This window comes from Streptomyces sp. NPDC054794 (assembly GCF_053611585.1).
The window spans coordinates 61,905-82,707 of record NZ_JBSHAQ010000031.1 but is presented as its reverse complement, the minus strand read 5'-3'; the positions used below and the strand labels follow the sequence as shown (position 1 = coordinate 82,707).

The window sequence follows — 20,803 nt, the reverse complement described above, 5'->3', positions numbered from 1 at the left end:
CACACGAAACGTTGTCAGATCAGCACTTCGCTATCGGCGTCTGAACCTTGTCATGGCTCCGCTGCTGCAGGAGACCGATCGTCGACTTGCAGTCCCTGTTCCGTGCACCGAAACTCCACGACTTCGTCTTCGCGTCACCCGAATCCATGGAGAAGTAACCGCTCCAGTGCTCGGTGCCGTTGTAGCTGAAGCCGAGCGGGACCGAAACGCTGTCACCGCCAGTCTTTTCGTACCTGGTGTAGGCGCGCGTTTCAGTGTCGAGGGTGTTCTTCCAGTGGAAGAGGTAACCGTTGTCGAGCTTGGTGCAGCGCTGCCGAGGGTCGCCCGTCGCGGTGTAGCCGTCGTGCGAGCAGTAGGTGTGCGACGCGGAAGAGAGCCCGGACGGCTCGTCCGTTGAGGTGTCGACACCGTCGGTCTGGTCGGTGCCGTTTCCGGGTTCGGCGGTTGTCGCCGCGCCGGTGGGCACGTCGTCGGCCGCGTATCCGACAGTCGGCGCCAGGACGAACGCAAGCGCAGCAAAGACGGTGGCAGCTCGGCCGCCATTACGCATGGAGCGCATCAAAGAATCCTCCCCTGATTCACTAGGACAAGCGACGCCCGCAGGGCAATCGATGGAGCCCTCGGATCAGGAGATGATTCAGGCACGGGACGCGAGCGTGACTGCCTGCAAATATTCCCGGAAAGCCGGGATATAGAATTACTCCCCCTAGGACGCCATCGCACTCTCGCGCGGCGCATGCTCTGGTGGCCTGGTCAGGGCCTCAAGCATCCTGATCAACCTAGAGTACCGATTGCGAGGATGGCTATTGATATGAACCGCTGGGTCGGGGGTGAGGAGGTGAGAGAGCGTGTCCGGTAGGAATCCGCCGCCCCCTCTCGCCGAGCCGAGTGAGGTTCGCGAATGGTTTGTGAGCGAGGCTTGACATGGATCATCAAGCAGCGTTCACAAACCTCTGCCGCCTTGTGACCCGTGGGTGATGCCAGCCGTTGTGCCGGACAGCCGGTCAGGGACACAGGTGGGCCAGTAGCTCTTCGCCGGCGGGGTATCCCTGCTCCTGGGGGAGCAGTCGGGCAGCTGAGTCCAGTTGGCCGTCCTTGACGAGGGCGTGGATCTCGTGGGCGAGCGGGGTCACGTCGCGGATGGACACGATCCACTCGTCCGCGTAACGCGCCGATGCCTCACCCGAGAGCCCCAGTTGCAGCGAGCGGTACGGCAGGGGACGCAGGTGCAGATCGCGTTCGGGATCCCACTGGACACGGGCCGGTGCGCGCTTGAGGTCACGCTGCCAGGTGCCGCGATCGGGATGCAGTCCGCGAACGTAACTCGACAGGCAGGCATGGCGCAGCGCCCAGTCGAAGCCGTCGCGAGTGATCTCGACGGCGAGGACGGTCTCCTGCCCCTCCTTCGTGCCCCAGCCGGAGCGGTACATCATCCACATGAAGCTGGGCTTGATCCACGTCATGCGGTCAGGCTTCCACGCGGCCGGGAAACGACCCTTGCGGGCGGCGGGTCCGCCGATCTCCGGGCGGTACGCCTGGTAGACGGTGATCGTGGACGCCGTGTGGAGCGCGCGGATCCTGCGGGGCGGTTCTTCCATGGCATACAGCGTGGGCTCGGCCAACTCAGATGACCACCGAATTTCGACCCGCTGCTCGATCCGCCGGAGCACGTCAGCCGCAAGCGGCAGGCAGTCGCCCATGCGAGCCGAAACGCGTCCGGCGCATGGAGCGACATCTCGACAATGCCGCACGCGAGGTGGCGGACGCAGGCTCTACTCCACTTCGACGCCGTAGTCCTTGACGAGTTCCTCCAGGCCGCCTGTGTAGCCCTTGCCGCCGAGTACGAAGTCCCAGTCCCCATTGGGCCTTCGGCGGAACGAGCCGAGTACCAGGGCGGTCTCGTGGGGCCGGCCGTCGGAGACCTCAAGCTGCCCCAGTTCGGTCATACCCGGATCCAGAAGTCGGATGCAGGCGTCCGTGAAACCGGAGAGATCGGCGTCCGGGTTGATCTCCGGGTCGATCGCGGCCACGAGCACGAATCGGTCGGCCGTCTCCGGCAGCCCGTCGAAGGCCACGCAGATCGCGGCCTTGTCCGGCGCAGTAGCAGGTAGAGCTCGCACGGTGCCGTCGGGTGTCTGGTGGTTGTTGAAGAAGACGAAGTGATCATCGCTGAGGACACGGTTGCCGCGACAGACGAGAGCGCACACGTCCAGGGCGACGCTTCCGGACCAAGACATGCCGAGGATGTTGTAGTCGGCTGGCAGTTGAGGTTCCGGGCTCGTCGGTGTCGCTTGCCCCGTGGTAGGGCGGCCTCCTTCGCCCAGTCGCCCACGCAGACCATGACGATGCAGCAGGTCGACGAGTTCCGTTCCTGAGATCAGTTCCAGGGGTTTGCCGTTGGCGAAGGTGTGTGAGCCGGGGCCGAATCCTGACGTCGTCACGAGGACACCCTTGTTGGCACCGGCATCGTGCACGGTCCCGTACAAGTCACGTACAGCGGTGGGTGGCACCGTGTTGCGGTAGCGCTTCACCTGCACGACGATCTTGCCGCCGCGAATCGGTGTCGGGTCCAGCGCGTTGACGTCCACACCGCCGTCGTTCGAACGTTGGGTGGTGACTGCCTGCATCCCCATGGCCCGGAAGAGATCAGCCACGAGGTTCTCGAATGCGATCGGATCCATGTCGTACAGGTCCGGTTCATCATCGCTGCCGTGAGCGACAACACGGTTGCCGACATCCTGCGGCCGACGGTTCGGTCGCACTGGGGTCAGTTGGTCCGGCCGTGCTGAAAGCTGCCCTCGAAGTCCGTCGGTCAGACAACTGACCGCCTCCACCTGAGCCAAGTGCAGATCACGGAACGAGGACCGCGCAGCCATGACAGTCGCAAGGAAAAGGTGGCCACGCCGCCCAGTCGCAGGATCGTGATCATCCACGAATCCGTTCAAGATCACGGATTCGAGTACAACCAGCTCGTCCGCGGCGAAGAGTTCATGCAGGACGAGGAGCACACACTGCGCGACGACCTCTCTGTACAGAGCCCGACGCTGGCCCACGGGGCGAGGGGATTCCTTGTCCTGGTCGAGCGAGGACACGTACCGCACGGACTTCGCTTCGGGGACCACGCCGTACCCCGGGAGCTCCCAATCGAGGACCAGCTGCCGCGCTGCTGAGTCGTACGCCGCAGAGAACTGTCGAGGGAAGTTCTCAGGCCATGCGGTCGACGAGTAGAGAGCGGCGGAGAAGTACTCGACCACCGAATCGGGGTCTCCACGTCTGACCCCCTCGGTCACCTCACGAACGCCAGCATTGTGTCGGCGAACCTCCGCCAGCTGGGCACCGGCCCACTGGTCGTACTCCCTCTGAGATGCGGCAAGCTGCTGCTGGCGCTGAGTCTCCGCAGCCTGTGCAGCCTGCCAGTCCCGTTCGAAACACGCCCGCGCTTCGGCCTGAGCTTGCGCCCGGCGGCTCGCAGTCCAGCCACCCTGCGCCTGGTACTGATCCGGGTTCGGCATGGGCACGGGGTAGGCCAAGGCTCCCGGAGAGAAGGGTTGGACCTCCTCAGCCCGCATGAGTGCTGCTGTCCTGAAGGCCCGCGCCTGACAACCGACAGCGAGAAGGCCCTGGAGCGACGCAACCTGCGCGTCCAGTTCTTCCGTACCGCGTTGTGCCTCTGCCTGGCGGTACTCGCGGTGGCTCTGGGTGGCTCGCCGCTGATAGGCGCGCGCTTGCTGCTCCTCTTGTCTCCGCCGTCTGGCTTCGGCTTCCAACTGGCGCTGTTGCTGGCGTTGCATCTCGGCCCAGACGCCGACGAGACCAGTAGAGCGACGACTCATGTGCTGCAGGCCCTCCCCAGGACGTTGGCAGCCGAACGGCCCTTTGGTTGTCCCCACAACCAGCTGTAACGAGACGACTCTATCCAGCAATCGCCGTCTCGCATATCCACTCGGCAAAGGCGGCCTACTCGGGCCATCCCTGCAGGTCAGCGAGACTGAAGGGTAGCCATGGGTGCTCTGGGCCGCGGTGCCCAAACGGTCGCCCTTCCCAGCGTTGATCCCGCCGGCTGCACCAGTCCCAGAAAGGTTTGTGAACGCGGCTTGACATGGATCATCAAGCCGCCTTGGCAGACCCCTGGCGGTCGCCTGCGTCCGGGGTAGCGGACGCTGTACGGAGGCGGGAGAACGCCTGAGCCCCCAGGGGTGGGGACGCGTTCGATGTCAGTGGCCCCTTCTACGCTGCCGGCCATGAGCAGATGGATGGGGAACACCCAGGTCCTGGGAGAACAGGCCGCTCACTACCGAGCCCTCGCCGAGCGGGGCGATCTGCCAGAGCTGTCTCGCGCCGTCATGCGGGCCGCCTGCAACAACGGCTCCATGACGGGCGTGGGGTTCGAGAACATGGAGCTCCTACGGGCCCTGCCCGACAAGGACCGGCTGGAGCTCGCCGGTATATGGGCCCATTGGTACGCCCATGTGGAAGACGACTGGTCGGCCGAGGAGTTCAGGCGGAATCCGGGATACCTCCGCACCGAACTGCTCATGGTCGCCTCCGGAGTCGTCCGTGGCCTCGACGGGGACCTGTTGGCTGCCGAACGCCAGGAACAGCTCTCCCGGTTGAGGGACCAGTACGTCATTTGGTCGACCCACCGGATCTGGGAACTGGCCGACGCGGAACTTGCAGCCGGGCGTACTCCCGACACCGCCGTCCTGGCCGCCTTCCGGCGCACAAGCGCGACGGTGAACCTGCCGGGCTTCCGTCGCACGCAGGCGGCCGCGAACGGCGCGGAACCCGGAATGCGAAACCTACTGGCTCATTTCCCTGGTCCGGTGCTCAATCCCGGTGAACCGTGGGCCGACGCGGCTCTCGAGCAAGCAACTGCCGGAGGAGAGCCGTGGCAGCGGCTGCTGGGGCATGCGGCCCCCGCGACGGCCGACGCACCATCGGCGAAGTGGAGACGAACCGGGTCGGTCCTGCTGGACGCTGTTGGCCCGGAGGAGGCGCGACGAGCAGTTCTCGGGTGGTTGGAGCTGGCTCATCTGGATCGCACCGTCCCGCTTCTCGGTCATCCGCACCTTCAGTTCGATGTGAACGCGTGTTTCGACCCGTACAACGCTCACGTGCTGCGTGGACTCGCTTGGATGCTTTCCCTCCTTCCGCCTCGGCCGGACACCGTCCGTGCCCTTGTCGGCCTCGTCGAGACCTCCCTGGACCATCGGTCCAAAGACGCCCCCCGCTCGCCTCAAGTGGCTGAGGCGGGCATCGTCGCGCTGGCTCTGCTCGGGCGCCGGGCAGCACGGACCGAGCTGGAGACCCTGAGCAGATGGGTCACGCACAAGGGCACTTCGCGGCGCATAGCCAAAGCACTCACGCTGTTCTGATCAGGCCGCGGCCGCCCTCGCCAGCACATGGATCACCACATCGTCAGTCACGGTAGAACGGCGGGCGCTGGTCCCGGAAGGCGCGCATTTCCGGGTAGTAGTCGTCGAGGTGGTTGCCCTTGAAGTGCCGTTGGCCGATGGCAAGGCACTCGTCGTCGGCGTCGTAGGCAAGTGTCCCAAGCCAGTCCAGCAGGGCTGCCCGGAGGGGATGGCGACTTTCCGGATCAGCCTGTCGGCCGGTTGCGGCGGTCGCGGTAGCGGGGTGGTCAAGGATGCGGCCACGTACAGGGCCGTGGGGAGAGTGGCTTCGTAGAAGCTGTTCTGGTGGTACACCGGCTCCAGCTCGCTGATGGCCCTGATCTGAACCGCTGGGTCGGGGTCCAGAAGGCGCGACAGCGCGGCCGGTAGAAATCCCCCGTTGCCTCGGGCGGTGCGAAGTCTCGCCCAATCCGTGCTGTCCCATGGCGACTGGTGATCAGGTGGAACCTGGGTGTTGAGGTCGTCAGTCTGCTGGTTCTCTCCGGTCACGAGGCGAAGGCTACGACGTTTCAGGTACGGGCCTCGCGGGGGCCTGCGGTCGGGCAAGGGGGAGTGGCCCAGCTTCGCAAAGGGTTTGCGAGCGAGGCTTGACATGGGTCAGGCCGTCTCTCCTGTGGATGACGTACCGCTGCGGCTGGGGCACCAAGGAGGGTCAGGAGACCGTCCTCGCCGTCGAGAAGCACGCTCTGGTCAGGGCGGGTGAACTCGGCCGGGCGACCGCGTTGTCGCCGGTGGAGCGGCCCTGTCCGATGGACGACGACGCGCTCGGACACCTGCGGGCCTGACCCCGGACCCGTATCGGACCGGGCGGGCCCCGCGGTCGTAGAGTGAGTCGATCTTCGTGCCCGTCCGCCGCACCAGGAGGTCTCCCATGAAACGTCTCGTCACGGTCGTCACCGGCGGCAGCCGGGGGATCGGCGCCGCGACCTGCCTGCGGCTCGCGGCCGACGGGCACGACGTGGTGGTCGGGTACATCCGTGACGGCGAGGCCGCCGAGACGGTGGCCGAGGGCGTGCGCGCGGCGGGGGCGCGTGCCGTGACCGTGCGGGTGGACACCGCCGTCGAAGCCGATGTGGAAAGGCTCTTCGACTCCGCGGAGGAGCGGCTGGGGCCGGTCACCGGTCTGGTGAACAACGCGGCGGTGACGGGGCCGCTGGGACGGCTGGCGGACACGGACCCCGCCGTCCTGCGCCGGGTCCTCGACGTCAACCTGCTGGGCACACTGCTGTGTTCGCGCCTGGCCGCCCGGCTGATGAGCGCGCGGGGGAGCGGCGCGATCGTGAACGTCACCTCGGCGGCCGCGACCCTCGGCAGCCCCGGCGAGTACGTCCACTACGCGGCCACCAAGGCGGCCGTGGACGCCCTGACCCTGGGCCTGGCCAAGGAACTCGGCCCCGACGGCGTCCGCGTCAACGCGGTCGCCCCCGGCGTGATCGACACCGAGATGCACGCGGCGATGGGCGACCCCGACCGCGCGCACCGCATGTCCGACACGGTCCCGCTGCGCCGCCCCGGCCGGGCGGAGGAGATCGCCGCGGCGATCTCCTGGCTGCTGTCGCCGGACGCCTCCTACACGACGGGCGCGGTACTGCGGGTGGCGGGCGGGCGCTGAGCCTGCCCGCCACCCGCAGTACCGCCGCGTGGGACGGCTCAGCCGATGCCGAACGCCCCGTCGGGCGGCGCGGGCGACGGCACGGCGTCCTCGTCGCGCACCGGGCGGGCGCCGCCGACGAACTCCCTGAGCGCGGTGCCGTGTTCGACGCGGGCCGGGAACGCGTCGGAGGCGGCGCGCCGGGACAGGGCCGCCGTGTCGACGGGGTGGTGCGAGGCGACGAGGACCGCGTTGCCGAACCGGCGGCCGCGCAGCACGCCCGGCTCGGCGATCAGCGCCAGTTCCTCGAACACGGCCCCGAAGGTGGCCAGTTGGGAGCGCAGGAAGGCGAACGGCGCCGCGTCGGCGAGATTGGCCAGATAGACACCGTCGGCCCGCAGGACGCGCTCGGCCTCACGGGCGTACGCGAGCGAGGTGAGGTGCGCGGGGACCCGGGAGCCGCCGAAGACGTCGGCGATCAGTACGTCGGCCGAGTCGTCCGGCGCGGCCTCGATCCAGACGCGGGCGTCCGCGTGGTGCAGCGCGATGCCGGCGCCCGGTGGCAGCGGCAGGTGCTCGGCGACCAGCTCCAGCAGTTTTCCGTCGGCCTCGACGACGTCCTGCCGGGAGCCGGGGCGGGTCGCCGCGAGGTACCGGGGCAGCGTGAGCGCGCCGCCGCCGAGGTGTACCAGATCCAGCGGCCGCCCCGGCTCGCCCACCGTGTCCAGCACGTACCCGAGCCGACGCGTGTACTCGAACTCCAGATGCGTCGGCTCGTCCAGGTCGACGTACGACTGCGGCGCCCCGTCGACCGTGAGCAGCCAGGCCCGCTCACGGTCGACGTCGGGCATGAGTTTGGCGGTGCCGTGGTCGGTGGTGCGCAGTACGGGTATCGGGTCGCTCACGTCCCCATTGTGCCGGTGACCGGTGACATCGCGTGCGGGGGAGCCGCGTGACCGGCCACGCGGCTCCCCTGGTACGACGGTCAGCCCACGGACGTGACCGTCCCCGCACCGACCGTCCGCCCGCCCTCACGGATGGCGAACCCGAGCCCCGGCTCCAACGGCACGTCCCGCCCCAGCTCCACGGTCATGCTCACCGTGTCCCCGGGCCGCGCGACGGCCACCTCACCGAGGTCGACGTCCCCGACCACGTCCGCGGTCCGGATGTAGAACTGCGGCCGGTAACCGCTCGACACCGGCGTCGTACGGCCGCCCTCGCGCCCCGACAGCACGTACACCCGCGCCGTGAAGTGCCGGCGGGGCTCCACGCTGCCCGGCGCGGCCACCACGTGGCCGCGGCGCACCGTGTCCCGCGCGACGCCCCGCAGCAGCAGCGCCACGTTGTCCCCGGCCTGCGCCTCCTCCATCGGCTTGCCGAAGGTCTCGATGCCGGTGACGACGCTCTCAACGCCGGCGCCGAGCACGTCGACCCGGTCCCCGAGCCGGAGGGTCCCGCGCTCGACCGCGCCGGTGACGACCGTGCCCCGCCCGGTGATGGTGAGCACGTTCTCGACGGGCAGCAGGAACGGCGCGTCCAGATACCGCTCCGGCATGGGCACATAGGTGTCCACGGCGTCGAGCAGCGCCTCGATCGACGCCGTCCAACGTGGGTCGCCCTCCAGGGCCTTGAGCCCGGAGACCCGTACGACGGGCACGGAGTCGCCCCCGTAGCCGTGCGAGGTGAGCAGCTCCCGTACCTCCAGTTCCACCAGGTCGGTCAGCACAGTGTCGTCGCCGTCGTCGACGGCGTCGGCCTTGTTGAGCGCCACCACGATGTGGTCGACGCCCACCTGCCGGGCGAGCAGCACGTGTTCGGCGGTCTGCGGCATGATCCCGTCGAGCGCGGAGACGACGAGGATCGCCCCGTCGAGCTGCGCGGCGCCGGTGACCATGTTCTTGACGTAGTCGGCGTGGCCCGGCATGTCCACGTGCGCGTAGTGCCGGGTGTCGGTCTCGTACTCGACGTGCGCGATGTTGATGGTGATGCCGCGGGCGGCCTCCTCCGGGGCGCGGTCGATGCGGTCGAACGGCACGAACGTGCCGGTGCCGCGCTCGGCGAGGACCTTGGTGATGGCGGCGGTCAGGGTGGTCTTGCCGTGGTCGACGTGACCCATCGTGCCGATGTTCAGGTGCGGCTTGGTGCGCACGTATGCCGTCTTGGGCATGGCTCTACCTCGAAGCCTCGTAAGTGGTGACGGGGACCCCAAGGACTCGCCGACCCTCCCCCTGCGGGGTCCGCCGGACGTTCCGGAGAGGGTCAGCTTCGGGCGCCGTCGACGGCGGCCTGGAAGATCGGCACGGCAGCCTTCGGAGCATCCGCGACCGCGGATGCTGCGAGGACGAAGGCGTACCGGAACATGACGCCGATCATCGCCGACGCCCGGCCCCCCGTCGAATGGTTTTTCGCAGCTCCGCGCGCCCCTGCGGCGCGCCCTCGCCCCGGCGCGGGGTCAGGCCCCGATGTTCTTCAGGGCCTCGCGGACCGTGAGCGGCGCGAACCGGCCCCGCTCGCGTGCCAGGAAGTCCCGGACGGCTTCCGGGTCGGTCTTGGCGTACTCGCGCAGGCACCAGCCGATGGCCTTGCGGATGAAGAAGTCGGGGTGGCCGGACTGGAGCAGGCAGTAGGCGAAGAGCCGGTCGGTGTCGGTCCGCTCCTTGTAACGCAGCTGGTGGAGCAGGGCGGTGCGGGCGACCCACAGGTCGTCGTCCGCGATCCACCGGTCCATGTCGGCGACCAGCTCGGGGTCGGCGGCGACGAGGGCGCCGACGAGGTGCGCGGCGAGCAGGTCGACCGTGTCCCACCAGGGGACGGTGGTGAGGAGGTGGCGGGCCACGGGCAGGAAGCCGGACGAGCAGCGGGCCGCGTGCCGGCGCAGGTAGTCGACGGCGAAGTAGTGGTACTCGCGCTCGGGCAGCTCCCAGCAGCGCAGCGCGAGCGCGGCGCAGTCGCTCTCGTCGGGGCGCGAGGTGCCCGCCAGCACCGCGCGGGACAGCGCACGGCGGTCTGGGGTGGGGATCCCGAGAAAGGGGGCCACGTCCTTCATGTACGCCCGCATGGCCGCGGCGCGTTCCCGGTCGGCGGCCGCGGAGTACGCGCCGGTGAGCCGCTCCAGCAGCGTGTCGGCGAGGGCGCTGTGGGGCACGTCCACCGGGCCCGCACCTGTGACGGTCATGAGACGAACCATACGGCGATCAGACATCTTCGTCGGTTAGTGTCACCGGATGCTCGATGCCACCAACCGCTCTGGGGGCACCGCGACGGCCTGTCCCCGGGCCGCCGTCACGGAGCTCACCGTAGCCGTCGCCTCGGCGGCGCCCGTGCCGCGCGCGACTCTCGCGGCGCGCTGCACGCGCGTGCTGCTGTCGCCCTGGTCGCGGCTGTCCCTGCTCGTCGTGCTGCTCGCGGCCGCCGCCTCCTCGGTGCTGCTGTTCGAGCCGCAGAAGCTGATCACTCACGGGTGGCCGCCCCAGTTCGGCGGGAGTGCGGCGGCGGCCGCGTTCGTGGTGCTGTACGGGCTGTGCACGGTGGCGTTCGTGCCGCGGCCCCTGCTGAACCTGGCGGCGGGCGCCCTGTTCGGCTCCCAGCTGGGGCTGGGCGCCTCGCTCGCGGGCACCGTGCTGGGCGGCGCGGCCGCCTTCGGCCTCGGCCGGATGCTCGGCCAGGAGGCGCTGCGCCCGCTGCTGCGCGGCCGCTGGCTGAAGGCGGCCGACGGCCAGCTCAGCCGGCACGGGTTCCGCTCGATGATGGCGGCGCGGCTGTTCCCGGGCGTGCCGTTCTGGGCCGCGAACTACTGCGCCGCCGTGTCCCGCATGGGCTGGTCGCCGTTCCTGCTGGCGACGGCGCTCGGCTCGGTGCCGAACACCGCCGCCTACGCGGTCGCGGGCGCCCGTGCCTCGTCGCCGACCTCGCCGGCCTTCCTGATCGCGATGGCGTGCATCGCCGTACCGACCGTGGCGGGCGCGGTGGTGGCCTGGCGCAAGCGCCACCACCTGCGCGCGAGCTGACGTTCCGTCACACGTTCTCCAGGATCATGGCGTTGGCGAGTCCGCCCGCCTCGCACATCGTCTGCAGGGCGTAGCGGGCGCCGCGCTCGCGCAGGGCGTGCACCAGGGTGGTGGTCAGCCGGGTGCCGCTCGCGCCGAGCGGGTGACCGAGGGCGATCGCGCCGCCGTGCACGTTGACCTTGGCGAGGTCGGCGCCCGTCTCCTGCTGCCAGGCCAGGACCACGCTGGAGAACGCCTCGTTGACCTCGAACAGGTCGATGTCGCCGATGTCCAGGCCGGCCCGGCGCAGCACCTTCTCGGTCGCCGGGATCACGCCGGTGAGCATGAGCAGCGGGTCCGAGCCGGTGACGGCGAAGCTGTGCAGTCGGGCCAGCGGGCGCAGGCCGAGGCGGGCCGCGGTATCGCTGGACGTGATCAGCACGGCGGAGGCGCCGTCGTTGATCGGGCTGGCGTTGCCCGCGGTGACGCTCCACCCGATCTGCGGGAAGCGCTCGGCGAAGCCGGGGTCGTAGTAGGCCGGCTTGAGGCCGCCGAGGATCTCGGGGGTGCTGCCGGGCCGTACGCACTCGTCGCGCGCCACGCCGTCCAGGGGCGCCACCTCGGCGTCGAACAGCCCCGCGTCCCAGGCGGCGGCCGCCCTGTGGTGCGAGGAGACGGCGAAGGCGTCCATCCGCTCGCGCGTGATGGACCACTTGGCGGCGATCAGCTCGGCGCTGATGCCCTGCGGGACGAGACCCTCGGGGTAGCGCTCGGCCACTCCGGGGCCGAAGGGGTCCTTGCCGGGCGGCACGTTCGACCACATCGGCACCCGGCTCATCGACTCCACACCGCAGGCGACGACCAGGTCGTACGCCCCCGAGATGACGCCCTGGGCGGCGAAGTGCACGGCCTGCTGGGAGGAGCCGCACTGGCGGTCCACCGTGGTCGCCGGGACGGTCTCGGGGAAGCCCGCCGACAGGACGGCGTAGCGGGTGGTGTTCATGGCCTGCTCGCCGACCTGGTCGACGGTGCCGCCGATGACGTCGTCGATCAGTGCCGGGTCGACGCCGGAGCGCTCGACGAGGGTGCGCAGGGTGTGGGCGAGGAGCTCCACGGGGTGGACGTGTGCGAGGGAGCCGTTCGGCTTGCCCTTCCCTATGGGGGTGCGTACGGCTTCGACGATGACTGCGTCACGCATGGTGCGGGCCTCCTTGGCCGCCGGGCGGTGACCGGCGCGATTACCGGTGAGTAGGAAATCCAAACTCACCATAACTCGCCGGGTTGGAAAATCAAACCCTCACCTAGACTGGGCGCCATGGCCGCCACGAAGGACCCGCGCCCCTGCTCCATCGCCGACGCCCTCGCCCTCGTCGGCGAGAAGTACTCCCTCCTCGTGCTGCGGGAGGTGTGCCTGGGCAACGGCCGCTTCGACCAGCTGGTCCGCAACATCGGCGCGCCGCGCGACATCCTGGCCACCCGGCTGCGCCGGCTCGTGGACGCCGGGATCCTGACCAAGCGCGCCTACAGCGAGCGGCCGCAGCGCTTCGAGTACCGACCCACGCGGGCGGGGCTCGAACTGGAGCCGGTCCTGATGACCCTCATGGCGTGGGGCGACCGCCATCTGCGCAAGGACGACGACCGCCCCATGGTCATCGAGCACATCTGCGGCAACGAACTGCTCCCCGTCGTCACCTGCTCGGTCTGCGGCGACGAGGTGCGCCACGAGGACGTCTCGGCCCACCCGCAGGCGCCGGGCTGGACGGTGGCGGGTCCGACGGCGGCCTGACGGTGAACGCGGCGCGGTGAGGGCTCTCGTCAACTGCGCGGTCGTGGGCGTCCGGTGAACCCCTGTGTCCGGCCCGTCACTGCGGGGCGCTACGCTGCCCGGGGACACGAATGATCACCACATTCATGATCATCACACGTCCGTTCGTCGTTCGACCCGGCCCTTCCCCGATCAGCAACTGGACGCCGTACCTCCATGTCTTGGTTTGAATCCCTCGTCCTCGGACTCGTCCAGGGGCTGACCGAGTTCCTCCCGGTCTCCTCCAGCGCGCATCTGCGGCTGACCGCGGCCTTCTCGGGCTGGGAGGACCCCGGCGCGGCCTTCACGGCGATCACGCAGATCGGTACCGAGGCCGCGGTGCTGATCTACTTCCGCAAGGACATCGGCCGGATCATCGCGGCCTGGACGCGGTCGCTGGTCGACAAGTCGATGCGCGGCGACCACGACGCCCAGATGGGCTGGCTGGTGATCGTCGGCTCCATCCCGATCGGTGTGCTGGGCGTGACGCTCAAGGACCAGATCGAGGGGCCGTTCCGCGATCTCAGGGTCACCGCGACGATGCTGATCGTCGTCGGCATCGTCATCGGCATCGCCGACCGGCTGGCGGCGCGCGACGAGACGGGCGGCCGGCACCGGGCGCCCAAGCAGCGCAAGACGCTGGAGAACCTCCGCGTCAAGGACGGCCTGATCTACGGCCTCTGCCAGGCCTGCGCCCTCATCCCGGGCGTCTCCCGCTCCGGCGCCACGATCAGCGGCGGCCTGTTCATGGGCTACCGGCGCGAGGCGGCCGCCCGCTACTCCTTCCTGCTCGCCATTCCGGCCGTACTCGCCTCCGGGCTCTTCGAGTTGAAGGACGCGATGGAGAGCGACGACGTGTCGTGGGGCCCGACGCTCTTCGCCACGGTGATCGCCTTCGTGTCCGGGTACGCGGTCATCGCATGGTTCATGAAGTGGATCTCCAACAAGAGCTTCATGCCGTTCGTCTGGTACCGCGTCGCGCTCGGCGTCGTCATCATCGGACTGGTGACGGCGGGCGTGCTGAGCCCGCACGCGGCCGAGGTGGCGGAGTAGCGGCGCCGGGAGCCGTGACCAACCCCATACGGTCTGCGTAGCGGGCCGGTAGCGCAGTGTCAGCTCCTGCGCCTACGCTTGGCCGCATGTCCCCCGATTCCGCGACCCCTGGTTCCGTGCGGTCTGCTGCCCAGGTGAACGAGCAGATCCGGGCCCTGTGGCTGCGTGCGGGTGGATACCTCTCGGCCCAGGACCGCGCGGAGTACGAACTGCTGGTGGTCGAGTGGGCCGAGGCGGTACGGGACGAGATCATCGAGGCGGCCTGACCCCGGCGGCGGCCCCCGCCGCGCGGCCGACGCCCGCTGCTCGACCCGGGCGTCGGCGCGGGCGGCCCCGCGGTTCTCCGTGGCGTGCTTGGTGCGCAGGGTCAGATTCCGTACGTCCGGCACGGTCAGCACCGCCGCCGTGACCAGCACGACCAGCCCCGAGCAGCCCCACAGCGAGGCCGTGCGCCCGAACGCCTGCTCGGCGGAGCCCGCCAGCACCATCGCGAGAGGCAGCAGGGCGACGGAGCCGAACCAATCGTAGGCCGAGACGCGGGAGAGCTTGTCCTCGGGTATCTCCTGGTGCAGCGCGCAACACCTTGGTGAATGTAGCCTTTTGGCAGCTGCACCAAAGCGAGTTACTTCCCCTCCTCCCTCCGCCGCTTGGCCTCTTGCTCTCGCTTTTTCCTGGCCCATTCTTCGACCAAGGGCGCGACTTCTTCCAACTCCGCTTTGCGTTGGGTGAGTTCATCCAACTTGAGGCGGACCTTGTCCTGGTCAGGGGCCTCGACATCAGCCAAGTCGTAGAAGGCAGTCCTGAACGTGGCGAAGCGCGAGGCCGCCCGCCCGTGCGCTTGCGTCTGAGCCGTGTAACCGAGCCGCACCTCTAGAGATGCAGCAATGGCCCCAATCGCAGCGAGGGATCCAGCAACATAGGCCCAGACGGTTCCGCCTTCGGCCCCAGACAGAAGCGTTCCGCCTGCGAGGGCACCGGACACGGCAGCGATCCCGTTAAGCAACGCCGCCCGTCGCCGATACCTCTCGTACGAAAGTTGGTGCTCGCGTGCCCGTTTGTTGCAGCCGTCTTTGTGCTGCTGGGCGCGTTCCTCTACTGTTAGTTCGCCCATACAATCACACTAAGCCTGAAGAGACTCGTAGGCCACTTACGCCTCAGCTGCACCGAAACGCCAAACCTGTCCCGCGAAAAGCAACCGGATAAAGCAGGCGCGGGTGATGAGTCCACCAGGAACTCGGTCTCGCGCTCAATCACCTCATCCACGCCGTGGCACTCCGAGGCGTCGACAACGCCCTGCCCGAGCTGCTGAGGACCGCGATGCAGCGGGCGGAAACCGCAGGCCACGGCTCTGACCGTGACGCCAGTCTGGTCGAGGTGCTGAGGATCCCCGATGCAGGGCACGCCTGCCGGACTCTCCCCGGCCAGGCCCCGATGTGACGACGCAGTGTAGGAACGACGAAGCACATCCGTAGGTTTGCACCCATGGATCACCCTGGACCCAGTGGGCACAGCCCCCGCCCCGAAGAGGCACTTGGTGACCTGCGGGGCCCCAGTGAGGGGACGGGACGACGGTTGCCGCAATAGCGCGACCGGCCTCCTTATGGGCTGCCACCTCCGCCAACATCGATGGCAGAAACTCAAGATGCTGATCCTTCGGTGTCAACTTCACGAGTTCTGCTCTGGCGAACTTCTCTGTGATCCCCAGAGCCCATTGATTGACGTGTTGAAGGTCGCTGGAGCCAGGACGGCCACATCGGCAGGAGGCCAGACATCGGGGTCCTTGGGCAGCTTGTAGCGGCTGCGCACCGGGTGCCCGGTCAGCTCCTCCAGCGCGGGCACCTGATCGTCCAGTCAACGGGCTCGCACCGGCGCCCACCGATGAATGGGGCTTTCGACTGCCCCATCTGTCCGCAGATGGATACGGCCATACAAATCGGCCCGACCGGGAAGAAGTTGCTGCCGCTAACGGTCAAGAACGCTGCGCCGACGCCGGCTTCGAGTGGTCACGCGCACTGAGGTGAGCGAGGCGCTCGATCGGGTGGTTGAGGCGTTGGCGGGAGCGAGTGAGGACGAGGTGACTGCCGCGCTGTCCACGCTTGGCGCTTCGCGTCCTCGCCCGTCGGCGCCGGTGGCGTCTTCTCGGACGCCGCTGCCGGGCCCTAGGGAGGCCTCGGGGGTCGTCTCCGAGGTGGAGTGGGTCTAGGGCTGCTCCCGGCTCGCACATGACTCTGTGGCTCGCTAAGCCCCCTTCCCTGGCAGGAAGGGGGCTCGGTGGATTCTGGTGGGTCGGGATCCTTGATTCCTGTGCCGCGGAGGCCGCAGCACCCCAGGCAGCCCCCAGGCAGCCGACTGAGTTACAACCTTCTTCACGGGTTCAAGCCCCGGCTGCGCTCCGCTCCGCCGGGCGCGCTTCCCGGCTCCGCTGCGGGCGCCGCTCCTGCCTCCGGCCCGCTCCGCCCGCGCTGCGCCGACGCGCGCCCACAGGGGGATAGGGCCGAAGGCCATGAGGCGATCACCGCATAGCGCGGCCCACGGCCAACGCCATGCCTCCGGCGGGGGATCGGCCGGCACCGGGATGGAGGGGGGCGCCGTTCCCGACTGCGGGCCCGTAATGGCGCGCGCGGGGTGCTCCCATCCCGTCCACCATCGACCCAGGCAGAGCCGAGCAGACGCGGCCCAGGGGCGTCAAGGTCGTTCGTACAGTGGCGCGCTCCACCTTGACGCCCCTGAACCACGCCCGCTCCACGGTGTGTGGGTCGACGGCGGACGGGATGGGAGCTGGGTGGGTGAGGCCGGGTAGAGCTCAGTTAGCAACGTCTTGCTTGTCTTCAGGGCTCGCCGCAGGCGTCACGTAGACGCTGAAGGTTTGCCTCATGCTCATCAATCCACTCAGCCGTTGGCTGGAGTCCCAGAGCCACCGTCAACCTGTCGGGGTCATGGATCGAGATGGAGAGCCAGCCGTTTTCGTGTGGATGAAAGTACAGCTCCAGGCCTCGACTCCCTTGCGGCCAGCTGGCGTCTTCACCAGCACTGAGGCGTCTCAGTGCTTCCTTCCACTCTTCGAGATGATCAAGCCAGATGTTGGTCTGCAAGCGGGCGTTCACGAAATCCGTAGTTATCAGGCACTCGGCTCGCACCCGGGCACGTCGGGCTTCGTGGCGCTCAACCGTACGTAGGACGAGGGAGACGTCTCGTCCGTCAGTCAGATGTATCAAGTCAACGGGGACCCACTCGTCCACCCGCGCTCCCCTTCGTCGGTCGTGCATCCAGAGCTTGCGTGCACGATACGGGCAGAGTCCGACAGGATGACGTGGGCATCATGAAGGTTCAGAGCTACGGATCAGAAGTTCCCCGTGCCACACCCGTGCCAGATCCAGCGGGGAGCCGCGGGGAACGCCGGTCGCCAGGGGGTGGCCGATCCCATTCCAGTCCAAGTGGCGGTTCCGCAGCTCAACGCCACACCACCTCACCTCGCTCCTAAAGTGGTTGTCCAGCCCGCTCACCGAGTCCACACCCGTTGGAACTCTTCGGCCGGGATGGTCTCCAGCGGGTCCTTTTCAGGGTCGATCGCTTGGTCTGTCAGGAAGCCGTACTCGTCCTCCAGGTGGTCCCAGCTGTACCGGTGGAGTTGGCCGACCACCGCGTTGAGACGGTCGGGCCCACATGTGCCCGTACGGGGGCGAGCTGTCGCCCGGCGCGCGCCGTCTGCTCGTCGATTTGCAAGCCGCCCCGCTCCAGCCCGCGTGAGCAGCCCTCACGCCAAGTCCCCGCATGCACTGCCGCAGACGGGGACTCCGCCCTGTGCGTTAGTTCCTCCGGCGACGCCCCTGCGCATAGGGGCCGTGGCGATCATGTTCCCGCCATTCCTCGTCATGGGGGTCGCGGTCTTCGCCGCCCGCGTTGTCTCCAGGAGTCGAAATGTGTTCCCCATTGTTGACCTTGGCCAGCAGCGAGGCGAGGGGATCAGGGGGATCGTCGCTGAAGCGATCGGAGCCGCGCTCGGGCGGCGGCTCCGGCTCTATCCTGTCGTGACGCGACCGTGATGTACCGCTCATGAGCAGCCCCCTCCGACTCACTGAGATGCACTCGAGATCCTTCCCTGGAAGGTCGCGGGTATCCCGACTTCGACCTTGCCAGTGCTGTGCAATCCTGTCGCAAGCCGACCGCCTTTGGACACACTCCAGACCTCAACCTCTGTCCGTACTTTGTGCGTTGGCTTCGCTGGCGAGGCTAGGAATGTGCGCCGTCAACGCCGGAAGGCCTCGCGGCTCCGATTGATCGCGCAGACGCAGCACGAACGACAGCACGGGGTCGTTGTCGATCACCTGCTGCGTGGGCCGTTTGCCTTCCTCGATCAACCCGTACCACCTGGACGACGCGGACGGCGCGTACAGCGACGCCGGTCGCAATCTGCCCGCCAGCGGTCACTGGAACTTCTTCGCACAAGCTCTACGAGCTGCGATCACGTTCGAGTAGTCCGTGGCTCAAGGCAGACGTACAGATCGGACGGCCGATCCCGTGCCAGACACGTGCCAGATCGTGCGGGGAACCACGGGGAATGGCGGGGACCAGGCCGCCGGTCAGTGAGGCCCCGCGCCCGCTCCGCCGCAGTTCAGCCAAGCAGCCTCTCACTGAGAACCCAAGCTTCCCAAGCTAAGAGCGCGAGTTCGATTCTCGGCACCCGCTCCACAGAGAAGGCCCAAGTCAGAGACCTGGGCCTTGTTGTTGTGCTCTTGGTGAACGGCCTGTGCTGCATCACGGCCACAGGCTCTGTGTCGTCCTTGGCGTACCGGGCCAGTTCGGCGCGAGCACCGTCCGTGTCCTCGCGGGGATCCCGCCCTGGGATGCGTCGTGGCTGGGGCGGCCGGTTCCACGGGTCGCAGTATCGCAGTGCCCATGACCGGTCGGTGCGGATTCCGGCTTCTTCGGGTGCGTGCGGGTGTCTGCGTGCCAACATAGTGGATTTCACAATGAGTTGGCTGCGCGGATCGGGGGTGGCGGTGAACGCCGTGGTGCGGTGGCTGGTGGCGGTGGCGGGTTCGGTCGGGGCGTTTTTTGCCGTGGCGGTGCCGTGGGCGGTGCTATTGGAGGGCGGCGACGACCCGTGGCAGGTGATCGGTCCGGTGGCCAGTGTGGTCGCTGCGGGTGTCTTAGCCGCGCTGGGCTGGTGGGCGTCGCAGGCCGGCGGGGCCGGGAGCCATCGGGTTCGGCAATCAGCGCGTGGGCTGGGCGGTATCCGGCAGACAGGGGGCAGTACGGGGACCTCAGGGCCCATTGGTACGAGGGGTGAGGACGTGCGACAGAAGGCTCGCAGCGAGGGCAGCGGTGACATTGACCAGGTCGGCGGGAACCGCGGCTGAGGCAGGGGACGGGTGGTGGAGCGTTCAGGGCAGCGCCGTGCCCGGCAGCAGGCACAGGCGCAGGGATATGTCATCCAGGTCGCGGGGGATATGCCTGTGCATCCCCCGCCGGTGCCGGGGCCGTCGGTGCAGTGGCCGGTGTGGGTGGGGAGTGTGCCGCGGCTGGCTGCGGCGTTCCAGCCACGCACGCACGTGCGCGAGAGGGCGGAGGAGGCGCGGTCGAAGGGCGGTGAGGTGGTGCTGTCGGGAACCGGCGGGGTGGGCAAGAGCCAGCTCGCGGCCTCCCTGGCGCGGGATCTGCGGGACCGGGAGCGTTCCGGAGGAGCGGGTCTGGACGTTCTGGTGTGGGCCAGAGCCACCGGCCCGGACCAGATCATCACCGCCTATGCGGAAGCGGCCGAACGACTGTGCCTTCCGGGGGCTTCACGGGAGGACAGCACTGCGGCTGCACGGGAGTTTCTGCGGTGGCTGTCGTCGACGGAGCGGGCCTGGCTGGTGGTGCTGGACGACATCACCAACCCGGCGCACGTCGAGGAATGGTGGCCCGACAACGGCCCCCGCAACGGCTGGGTGCTGGCCACCACCCGGCGCGACGATGCCCAGCTCAGCGGCCAGGGCCGCACGCTCATCCGGCTCGGCCTCTACACGGCGGAGGAGGCCCGCGCCTATCTCCACCGCCGTCTCACCGACGCCGGCCACCCTCACCTTCACAACCCCGACCAGGCGGACGACCTCGCCACGGAACTCGGTCACCTCCCACTCGCGCTCGGCCACGCCGCCGCCTACCTCATCAACAAACGCCGCACGATGGCCGACTACCTCACGCTGCTGCGCGACACCGGCAGCAGGCTGGGCGATCTGCTTCCGCCCAGCGCGGACACCGAAGGCTACGGACGCCCCGTCACCACCTCCCTGCTGATCTCCCTCGATGCAGTCGAGGAAGCCGACACCACCCGCCTGGCACGGCACCTGCTGCACCTCGCCTCTCTCATGGACCCGCTCGGCCACCCCGCCGCTCTGTGGACCACGCCCCCAGCCCTCCAGCACCTACGCACCGCCCGCCCCTCACAGCGCCGCTGGCTGCGCCAATACCGCCCGGCCGTCACCGAGGCAGACATCCACAGCGCACTGGAACGCCTGCGCACCTACGGCCTCGTCACCCAAGACACCGACACAACTCCCGTCAGGTTGCACGCCCTGACCGCCCGCGCCGTCCGCGAGACCATCCAGCCCGGTGCGCTGACCGCCATTGCCCGCAGCGCGGCCGACGCCATCCGCAGTCTCTGGCCCGGCCTCGACCACGAGGACCGGGAACTGTCGGACACTCTGCGTGCCAACACTGTCCGTCTTGACCAGTACACCCACTCGGCTCTGTGGCTGCCTGCCATCCACCCGTGCATCCACAAGGTCAGCCACAGCCTCACGGACGCGGGTCTCTACCAGCAGGCGATCGAGTTCGACGAAGGAACGGTTCGGCGCAGCAGCGAAATCCATGGCTCCGACCACCCCGACACCCTCACCGCCCGCAACAACCTCGCCGACTCCTACCGCGCCGCCGGACGAGTCCAGGACGCCCTCGACCTGCGCGAGCGGGT

18 protein-coding genes and 4 pseudogenes are annotated in these 20,803 nt (G+C 68.7%); 11 read left to right on the top strand and 11 right to left on the bottom strand.

Translation table 11 applies throughout. The features are described 5' to 3' along the window. Positions 1-19 precede the first annotated feature (19 nt). From ACWGKT_RS29410 to ACWGKT_RS29400, 3 genes are all read right to left on the bottom strand, one after another. Positions 20-559, bottom strand: a complete 540-nt coding sequence (locus ACWGKT_RS29410) for a hypothetical protein (protein WP_453276069.1) — start codon at positions 557-559, stop codon at positions 20-22. Between the two features lie 445 nt (positions 560-1,004). After that, on the bottom strand, positions 1,005-1,598 hold the full coding sequence (locus tag ACWGKT_RS29405; protein WP_453276068.1) for a DUF4291 domain-containing protein: 594 nt from the start codon (positions 1,596-1,598) through the stop codon (positions 1,005-1,007). A 174-nt stretch (positions 1,599-1,772) separates the two neighbouring features. Next, positions 1,773-3,512: a restriction endonuclease gene (locus ACWGKT_RS29400; RefSeq protein WP_453276067.1), complete on the bottom strand. Its 1,740-nt coding sequence runs from the start codon at positions 3,510-3,512 to the stop codon at positions 1,773-1,775. 36 nt (positions 3,513-3,548) lie between these two features. Between ACWGKT_RS29400 and ACWGKT_RS29395 the strand changes: the two genes are divergently transcribed. The 4 genes and pseudogenes from ACWGKT_RS29395 (at position 3,549) to ACWGKT_RS29380 (ending at position 7,026) form a co-directional block, all read left to right on the top strand. Continuing rightward, positions 3,549-3,902 carry a hypothetical protein gene (locus ACWGKT_RS29395; RefSeq protein WP_453276066.1) on the top strand — a complete coding sequence of 118 codons (354 nt, stop codon included), beginning with the start codon at positions 3,549-3,551 and terminating at the stop codon, positions 3,900-3,902. Between the two features lie 477 nt (positions 3,903-4,379). Continuing rightward, entirely contained in the window at positions 4,380-5,375 is a 996-nt protein-coding gene (locus tag ACWGKT_RS29390) for a hypothetical protein (RefSeq protein WP_453276065.1), read from the top strand. Positions 5,376-6,001: 626 nt separating this feature from the next. Continuing rightward, positions 6,002-6,091 (top strand): annotated as a pseudogene (locus ACWGKT_RS29385) (DUF4291 family protein); the annotation flags it as partial. Between the two features lie 194 nt (positions 6,092-6,285). After that, positions 6,286-7,026 (top strand): SDR family NAD(P)-dependent oxidoreductase, encoded by a 741-nt coding sequence (locus ACWGKT_RS29380; protein WP_453276064.1) that lies wholly within the window; start codon positions 6,286-6,288, stop codon positions 7,024-7,026. A 38-nt stretch (positions 7,027-7,064) separates the two neighbouring features. Here ACWGKT_RS29380 and ACWGKT_RS29375 read toward each other — a convergent pair whose 3' ends face one another. From ACWGKT_RS29375 to ACWGKT_RS29365, 3 genes are all read right to left on the bottom strand, one after another. Next, a complete protein-coding gene (locus ACWGKT_RS29375) occupies positions 7,065-7,910 on the bottom strand; it encodes a spermidine synthase (protein ID WP_453276063.1) in 846 nt (281 codons plus the stop codon). 80 nt (positions 7,911-7,990) lie between these two features. After that, positions 7,991-9,172, bottom strand: a complete 1,182-nt coding sequence (gene tuf, locus ACWGKT_RS29370; protein WP_356154961.1) for an elongation factor Tu — start codon at positions 9,170-9,172, stop codon at positions 7,991-7,993. A gap of 285 nt (positions 9,173-9,457) precedes the next feature. Beyond that, on the bottom strand, positions 9,458-10,180 hold the full coding sequence (locus ACWGKT_RS29365) for a DNA alkylation repair protein (RefSeq protein WP_453276062.1): 723 nt from the start codon (positions 10,178-10,180) through the stop codon (positions 9,458-9,460). 49 nt (positions 10,181-10,229) lie between these two features. Here ACWGKT_RS29365 and ACWGKT_RS29360 point away from each other — a divergent pair, with 49 nt between their 5' ends. Continuing rightward, on the top strand, positions 10,230-11,012 hold the full coding sequence (locus ACWGKT_RS29360; RefSeq protein WP_356154968.1) for a TVP38/TMEM64 family protein: 783 nt from the start codon (positions 10,230-10,232) through the stop codon (positions 11,010-11,012). Between the two features lie 7 nt (positions 11,013-11,019). On the opposite strand, the gene ACWGKT_RS29355 is transcribed toward ACWGKT_RS29360, so the two are convergent. Then, a complete protein-coding gene (locus tag ACWGKT_RS29355) occupies positions 11,020-12,189 on the bottom strand; it encodes a thiolase family protein (RefSeq protein WP_453276061.1) in 1,170 nt (389 codons plus the stop codon). A 117-nt stretch (positions 12,190-12,306) separates the two neighbouring features. Between ACWGKT_RS29355 and ACWGKT_RS29350 the strand changes: the two genes are divergently transcribed. The 3 genes from ACWGKT_RS29350 to ACWGKT_RS29340 all read left to right on the top strand — a co-directional run bounded on the left by ACWGKT_RS29350 (position 12,307) and on the right by ACWGKT_RS29340 (position 14,114). After that, positions 12,307-12,777 (top strand): winged helix-turn-helix transcriptional regulator, encoded by a 471-nt coding sequence (locus tag ACWGKT_RS29350; RefSeq protein WP_356154973.1) that lies wholly within the window; start codon positions 12,307-12,309, stop codon positions 12,775-12,777. 195 nt (positions 12,778-12,972) lie between these two features. Then, positions 12,973-13,848, top strand: coding sequence for an undecaprenyl-diphosphate phosphatase (locus ACWGKT_RS29345; protein ID WP_235453241.1), 876 nt, complete (start codon positions 12,973-12,975; stop codon positions 13,846-13,848). An 86-nt stretch (positions 13,849-13,934) separates the two neighbouring features. Continuing rightward, on the top strand, positions 13,935-14,114 hold the full coding sequence (locus ACWGKT_RS29340) for a hypothetical protein (protein ID WP_356154978.1): 180 nt from the start codon (positions 13,935-13,937) through the stop codon (positions 14,112-14,114). 48 nt (positions 14,115-14,162) lie between these two features. Here the strand turns inward: ACWGKT_RS29340 and ACWGKT_RS29335 are convergent. Further along, a pseudogene (locus ACWGKT_RS29335) lies at positions 14,163-14,423 on the bottom strand (MFS transporter); the annotation flags it as partial. Positions 14,424-14,470: 47 nt separating this feature from the next. Next, positions 14,471-14,959 carry a hypothetical protein gene (locus ACWGKT_RS29330; protein ID WP_453276060.1) on the bottom strand — a complete coding sequence of 163 codons (489 nt, stop codon included), beginning with the start codon at positions 14,957-14,959 and terminating at the stop codon, positions 14,471-14,473. A gap of 143 nt (positions 14,960-15,102) precedes the next feature. On the opposite strand from ACWGKT_RS29330, the pseudogene ACWGKT_RS29325 reads away from it, so the two are divergent. After that, positions 15,103-15,285, top strand: a pseudogene (locus ACWGKT_RS29325) (imine reductase family protein); the annotation flags it as partial. Between the two features lie 246 nt (positions 15,286-15,531). Here ACWGKT_RS29325 and ACWGKT_RS29320 read toward each other — a convergent pair. Together ACWGKT_RS29320 and ACWGKT_RS29315 are read right to left on the bottom strand one after the other, a co-directional pair. Beyond that, positions 15,532-15,699, bottom strand: a pseudogene (locus tag ACWGKT_RS29320) (flavoprotein); the annotation flags it as partial. Positions 15,700-16,676: 977 nt separating this feature from the next. Continuing rightward, positions 16,677-17,114, bottom strand: a complete 438-nt coding sequence (locus tag ACWGKT_RS29315; protein WP_453276059.1) for a DUF5959 family protein — start codon at positions 17,112-17,114, stop codon at positions 16,677-16,679. 1,066 nt (positions 17,115-18,180) lie between these two features. Between ACWGKT_RS29315 and ACWGKT_RS29310 the strand changes: the two genes are divergently transcribed. Then, positions 18,181-18,324, top strand: a complete 144-nt coding sequence (locus ACWGKT_RS29310) for a hypothetical protein (RefSeq protein WP_453276058.1) — start codon at positions 18,181-18,183, stop codon at positions 18,322-18,324. A gap of 974 nt (positions 18,325-19,298) precedes the next feature. Beyond that, positions 19,299-20,803 (top strand): tetratricopeptide repeat protein (locus ACWGKT_RS29305; RefSeq protein WP_453276057.1); only part of this gene is annotated, 1,505 nt, incomplete at its 3' end.